Genomic DNA, 5,414 nt, shown 5'->3' on the forward strand with positions numbered 1-5,414 from the left:
TCGTGGATGGGGGTAAGCGTCATGGTGGGAATGGACATGGAAGCGCCGCTGCCCGCGGAGTGGGCGGAGGCCCGCCGCAGGCTGGAACTGGAGCTGGAGGGCCAGGGCAACGAGGTGCTTCAGGGGCAGGTGGACCGGCCCACGCGCATCGTCGCCATCGGCGGAGGCACGGGGTTGCCCATGGTGCTGCGCGGCCTGGCCCGGCGTGCGACGCCGAAGGCCCGGCAGCCCGGCATCGACATCACCGCGGTGGTGGCCATGAGCGACGACGGCGGCAGCTCTGGCCGTCTGCGGCGCCAACACGGCGCGCTGCCTCCGGGCGACATCCGCAACTGCCTGGTGGCGCTGGCGGGTGGAAAGAACGCGCTCAAGGACGTCTTCCAGTTCCGCTTCGGCGGGGCGCGCGGCCTGGCGGGGCACGCGGTGGGCAACCTGCTCATCGCCGCGCTCGCGGAGCTGAAGGGGGACTTCATGGAGGCGGTGCGCATGTCCGGGGAGCTGCTGGGCGCCCGGGGCCATGTGCTGCCCTCCACGCTGGCGTCCGTGCAGCTGGTGGCGCAGATGCATGACGACACGGAGGTGGTGGGGGAGCGCAACATCTGCCGCGCGCACGGCCGGGTGCGCCGCGTCACGTTGAGCCCGCGCTCGCCGCCGCCCACCGAGGGCCTGCTGGAGGCCATCTACACGGCGGACCTCATCGCCATCGGCCCGGGCTCGCTGTACTCGAGCGTGCTGCCCAACCTGCTGGTGGACGGCGTGGCCCAGGCGCTCAAGGAGACGCGCGCGCTGAAGGTCATGGTGGCCAACCTGATGACGCAGCCCGGGGAGACGGACGGCATGTCCTGCCTGGACCACGTGCAGGCCGTCTCGGACCACGTGGGGCCGGTGCTGGACGCGGTGCTCGTCAACGGCACGCTGCCCACGGAAGAGGCCACCCGGCGCTATGCGCGTCGCGGCTCGTTCGTCGTGTCGGCCCACCCGCGAGACTTGATTGGCGCGGGCGTGGTGCCGGTGCAGGCGGACCTCCTCAAGGCAGGGTCCAGGATTCGACACGACAGCCGCAAGGTCGCCGCCTGCCTGCTGAAGATGGCCCGCAGCGGGTTGTAGCCGCGAACCTCCATCACCACCTTGGGCGCCCGACACCACATGGAAGCAAGAGACCTTTCTGCCACGCCGCGCGTCACCGAAGTGACGGGACGCGCGGCCTTCATGGCCCTGGAGTCCGAGTGGAACGCGCTCGTGGAGGCCACCTCCAACGAGCTGTTCTACCGGCATGAGTTCATCCGCGTCTGGATGGACAACTTCGTTCCCGGTGTGAACCCGCGCGTGCTGACGCTGCGGGACGCGGACGGGAGCCTCGGCGCGGTGCTCCCGCTGTGGGAGGAGCGCACGACGCTGCTGGGCGTCCCGGTGCGGCAGCTGTCCGCGGCGGCCAACGCCCACTCCTGCCGGTTCGACCTGGTGGCGAAGGCGCCGGAGGTCGCCGCGGCGGCCTTCGTGTCCCACCTGCGCTCGGCCGGTGGCTGGGATGTGCTGCGGCTCACGGATGTCCCCGACGGTGGGATGGCCTGGCGGCTGCACGCGGTGGCGCGCGAGTCCGGGATGGCCGTGGGCGCGTGGGAGTCCCTGCGCTCGCCCTACGTGCCGCTGCCGGCGACCCGCGATGCCTTCCAGAAGCGCCTGCAGTCCAAGTTCAAGGCCAACTGCCGTCGTCGCCGCCGCAAGCTGGAGGAGCGGGGCCGCCTCACCTTCGAGCGGGTGGACAGCGGGCTCGGCCTGGAGGGCGCGCTGGAGGAAGGCTTCCTGCTGGAGCAGAGCGGCTGGAAGGGCGCGCGCGGCACGGCCATGGCGCAGGACGCGCGCACCCGCGGCTTCTACACGGAGCTGGCGCGGGACGCGGCCTACCGCCAGCGGCTGGCGCTGTACTTCCTCCGGCTGGACGGCCGGCCGGTGGCCTTCCACTACGGCCTGGAATACGGCGGGCGCTACTTCCTGCTGAAGCCCGGCTACGACGAAGGCCTGCGCGAGTGCAGCCCGGGCCAGCTCCTGGTGGACGAGGTCATCGGGAGCTGCATCGACCGGGGCCTGCACGAGTTCGACTTCCTGGGGCCGGACATGGTGTGGAAGCGCGACTGGACGAACGAGGTCCGGCGCCACACCTGGCTCTACGTGTTCAATGACTCCCCCTTCGGCCGGGCGCTGTGTGCGGCCAAGTTCCGGTGGGGGCCCGCGGTGAAAGAGGTGGTGTCGCGATGGAGACGATGAAGCACTCTGGCCGGCTGTTCGTGCCGTCACTGCCCACGCTGTGGCCACACATGCTGCTGTCGCGGCCCAAGCCCGGCGCGCTCCCGCCGTTCTCCTCGCCCAACGTCCGCTACTTCTACTTCGCCCGCAACGCCATCTGGCTGACGGTGAAGATGCTGGGGCTGGACTCGGGCGAGGTGCTGATGCCGTCCTACCACCACGGCGTGGAGGTGGAGGCCCTGGTGGACGCCGGCGCCACGCCGCGCTTCTACCGCGTGGGCAGCCGCTGGGACGTGGACCTGGACGACGTGGCCCGGCGCATCGGCCCGAAGACGCGGGCCCTGTACCTGACGCACTACGCGGGCTTCCCGGGCCCCGTCGCGCAGATGCGCGAGCTGGCGGACCAGCACGGCCTCATCCTCATCGAGGACTGCGCGCTGTCGCTGCTGTCCTCCGACGGCGCGGTGCCGCTGGGCACGACGGGAGACGTGGGCATCTTCTGCCTCTACAAGACGCTCCCGGTTCCCAATGGGGGCGCGCTGGTCGTCAACGGCCCGCGCCAGTACAGCCTGCCGGAGCCGCCCGCGCCGCCGTCCGCGTCCACCTTCAGCCACACGGTGTCCGCGCTGCTGCAGAACCTGGAGCTGCGCGGCGGCCTGGCCGGCCGGGCCCTGCGCAGCGCCGTGCGCACGCTGGGGCATGGCACCGTGAAGGCGGCCAGCATCGAGCGCGTGGCCACGGGGACGCAGCACTTCGACCGCAAGCACGTGGACCTGGGCATGAGCCCGCTGACGAAGCGGATTGCCCAGGCCCAGGACCTGGAAGCCATCGTCGAGCAGCGGCGCCGCAACTACTTCTTCCTGCTGGGCCGGCTGCGCGACATCTCTCCGCCGCTGTTCAACCAGCTGCCGCCGGGCGCCTGCCCGCTGTTCTACCCGCTGGTGGTGCAGGACAAGGCGGAGGTGCTGGCGCGGCTGCGCGCGTGGGGCATCGACGCCATCGACTTCTGGAAGCGCTTCCACCCGGCCTGTGACGCCGCGGCCTTCCCGGAGGTGGCGCAGCTGCGGCGCTCCATCGTGGAGATTCCGTGCCACCAGGACCTGACGCCGGAGGTGATGGCGGACGTGGCACACGCGGTGCGCGAGGCCGTGAAGTCGGACCACCGGACGAAGAAGCGCGCGGGTTGAGGTTCATTCAGGGGACAGGGGAGGGGCGGCTGCCCCTCCGGGAGGACGGGCGTTGATTCGGGAGGATGAGCTGTCACAGGGACCGTGGGCCGCGCACCGGCTGGAGGTAGGCGCCGTGGGCAGCCTCTCCACGCTGGCGGGGATGCGGGAGGAGTGGGCCGCGCTGATGGATGCGAGCGACGCGGGGCCCTTCAATGCCTGGGAGTGGGTGTACCCGTGGTGCCGGCGCATCGCCACGGGCCGGCGCCCGCTGGTGCTGACCGCGCGCGACGCGGCGGGCACGCTGGTGGGTTTGATGCCGCTGGGCGTCGAGTACCTGGGCGTCACCGGCGTGTCGGTGCGGCGGCTGAGCTTCCTGGGGGAGACGCACGTCGGCAGTGACTACCTGGATGTCGTGGCGCGGCGGGGCCGTGAGCGCGAGGTGGCGGGCGCCTTCGCGCGGATGCTGCACGCGCTGCGTGACGAGTGGGACGTGTTGGACTTGTCGGACCTGCGCGAGGACTCGCCCACGGTGGACGTGCTCCGGGACACCTTCTTCGGGCAGGACGTCCGCGTGGCGCCGCGCTACGTGTGTCCGTACGACACGCTGACGCCGGGCGAGCCCTTCGACGCGTTCCTCAAGCGCACGGGACGCCGCGACAACTTCCTGCGGCGGCGCAAGTGGCTGGAGAAGCAGGAGGGCTACCGCATCGAGCGCACGGATGCCCCGGGCGAGCTGGCGGCGCCGCTGACGGACTTCTTCCGCCTGCACTCGGCGCGGTGGGCCGCGGATGGGGGCTCGCAGGGCATCAAGGGCTCGGGCGTGGAGGCGTTCCACCGCGATGCCACCCAGTTCCTGGCGGAGCGGGGCCGGCTGCGCCTCTACACGATGAAGGTGGGTGGCCAGGCCGTGGCGTCGGTGTACGGCATCCTCCACCGCGACAGCTTCGTGTACTTCCAGTCCGGCTATGACCCGGCGTGGCGCAACCGCAGCGTGGGCCTGGTGCTGGTGGGCGAGACGTTCCGCGACGCGATGGAGGCCGGCCTCACGGAGTACGACTTCCTCCGGGGCACCGAGACGTACAAGTCCGACTGGGTGTCCAAGCAGCGGCGCACGCTGTCCGTGCGCGTCCATGCCGGGACGTGGGAGGGGCGCTGGTTCTCCCAGTCCGAAGCCCTGGCGCGCCTGCTGCGCAACGGCGCCAAGGCGGCGATGCCGGACACGCTGGTGGAGAAGGTGCGGCGCCTGCGCCGCCGGCGGGCCGCGGTGCACTGAGTGTTGAAAACGCCAGCGGCGCCTGCCTCAACCACGCTGGGAGGTTGGGGCGGCGCCGCGGGTGCTGTCCAGGCGGCCGCGCGTCAGGGCATTCCGCCCGCGACCTCCGCGCGGAGCTGGGCAATCGCGGGGCCGAGCTGCGGCGGCTGCATGTTGCGCGGGACTTCCACGGAGAAGCGCTCGAAGTAGGCCAGCGCGGTGGCCTTGTCGCCGCGGCGCAGGGCGAGGCTGCCCAGGAAGATGAGCGCCTCCTGCGCGTCCGGCCAGGTGTCCACCAGCTCCGTCAGCTCCGCCTCGGCGCCGGCCATGTCGCCCTGGGTGGCGCGCAGCACGCCGCGGTGCACCTTCAGCTCGACGTTGAAGGGGTCCGCGGCCAGGCCCTTGGCGGTGACCTTCACGGCCTCGTCGAACTGCTGACGGCGGATGAGCTCGTGGCTCAGCAGCGCCGCCGCGTCCACGTCTCCGGCGTTGGCGTTCAGCCGCGCGCGAGCCTCCTGCATCTCCGGGCCTTCCTGCAGCTGCTCGTTCATGCCCGCGCCCTGCGGCTGCGCGGCGGCGCCGCCCGGGGGCATGCGGCCGGTGGCCTCCATGCCGTCGGTGCGCGTCTGCTGCTCGGAGACGAGCAGGTAGCCCAGCCCGCCGAAGAACACCACGATGCCCGCGCCCCACAGCGCGCCCACCAGCTGCGGATTGCGAGCCGCCCACCCGGTGGGGGCCGGGGCCTGGGG

At 72.0% G+C, this 5,414-nt stretch carries 5 protein-coding genes; 4 read left to right on the plus strand and 1 reads right to left on the minus strand.

Annotation, left to right across the window (positions count from 1 at the left end; genetic code table 11):
* The first annotated feature begins 21 nt into the window (after positions 1–21).
* The 4 genes from G4D87_RS33060 to G4D87_RS33075 are packed head-to-tail and all read left to right on the plus strand — an operon-like array spanning position 22 to position 4,686.
* Positions 22–1,107: a gluconeogenesis factor YvcK family protein gene (locus tag G4D87_RS33060; protein ID WP_163786671.1), complete on the plus strand. Its 1,086-nt coding sequence runs from the start codon at positions 22–24 to the stop codon at positions 1,105–1,107.
* Positions 1,108–1,146: 39 nt separating this feature from the next.
* Positions 1,147–2,265, plus strand: coding sequence for a GNAT family N-acetyltransferase (locus G4D87_RS33065; RefSeq protein ID WP_205507806.1), 1,119 nt, complete (start codon positions 1,147–1,149; stop codon positions 2,263–2,265).
* Positions 2,262–3,431, plus strand: a complete 1,170-nt coding sequence (locus tag G4D87_RS33070) for a DegT/DnrJ/EryC1/StrS family aminotransferase (protein ID WP_163786672.1) — start codon at positions 2,262–2,264, stop codon at positions 3,429–3,431. Before G4D87_RS33065 ends, G4D87_RS33070 begins: the two co-directional genes overlap by 4 nt.
* A gap of 52 nt (positions 3,432–3,483) precedes the next feature.
* Positions 3,484–4,686: a GNAT family N-acetyltransferase gene (locus G4D87_RS33075; RefSeq protein WP_163786673.1), complete on the plus strand. Its 1,203-nt coding sequence runs from the start codon at positions 3,484–3,486 to the stop codon at positions 4,684–4,686.
* A gap of 83 nt (positions 4,687–4,769) precedes the next feature.
* Here the strand turns inward: G4D87_RS33075 and G4D87_RS33080 are convergent.
* On the minus strand, positions 4,770–5,414 hold a 645-nt coding region (locus G4D87_RS33080; RefSeq protein ID WP_163786674.1), incomplete at its 5' end, for a tetratricopeptide repeat protein.

Origin of the sequence: Myxococcus vastator (assembly GCF_010894475.1) — a bacterium.
In the GTDB taxonomy this organism is placed as follows: domain Bacteria; phylum Myxococcota; class Myxococcia; order Myxococcales; family Myxococcaceae; genus Myxococcus; species Myxococcus vastator.

Bases quoted from the DNA above. Each gene is read 5' to 3' on its own strand.
- G4D87_RS33060 (WP_163786671.1), top strand. From the start codon at position 22: ATGGTGGGAATGGACATGGAAGCGCCGCTGCCCGCGGAGTGGGCGGAG.
- G4D87_RS33065 (WP_205507806.1), top strand. From the start codon at position 1,147: ATGGAAGCAAGAGACCTTTCTGCCACGCCGCGCGTCACCGAAGTGACG.
- G4D87_RS33070 (WP_163786672.1), top strand. From the start codon at position 2,262: ATGAAGCACTCTGGCCGGCTGTTCGTGCCGTCACTGCCCACGCTGTGG.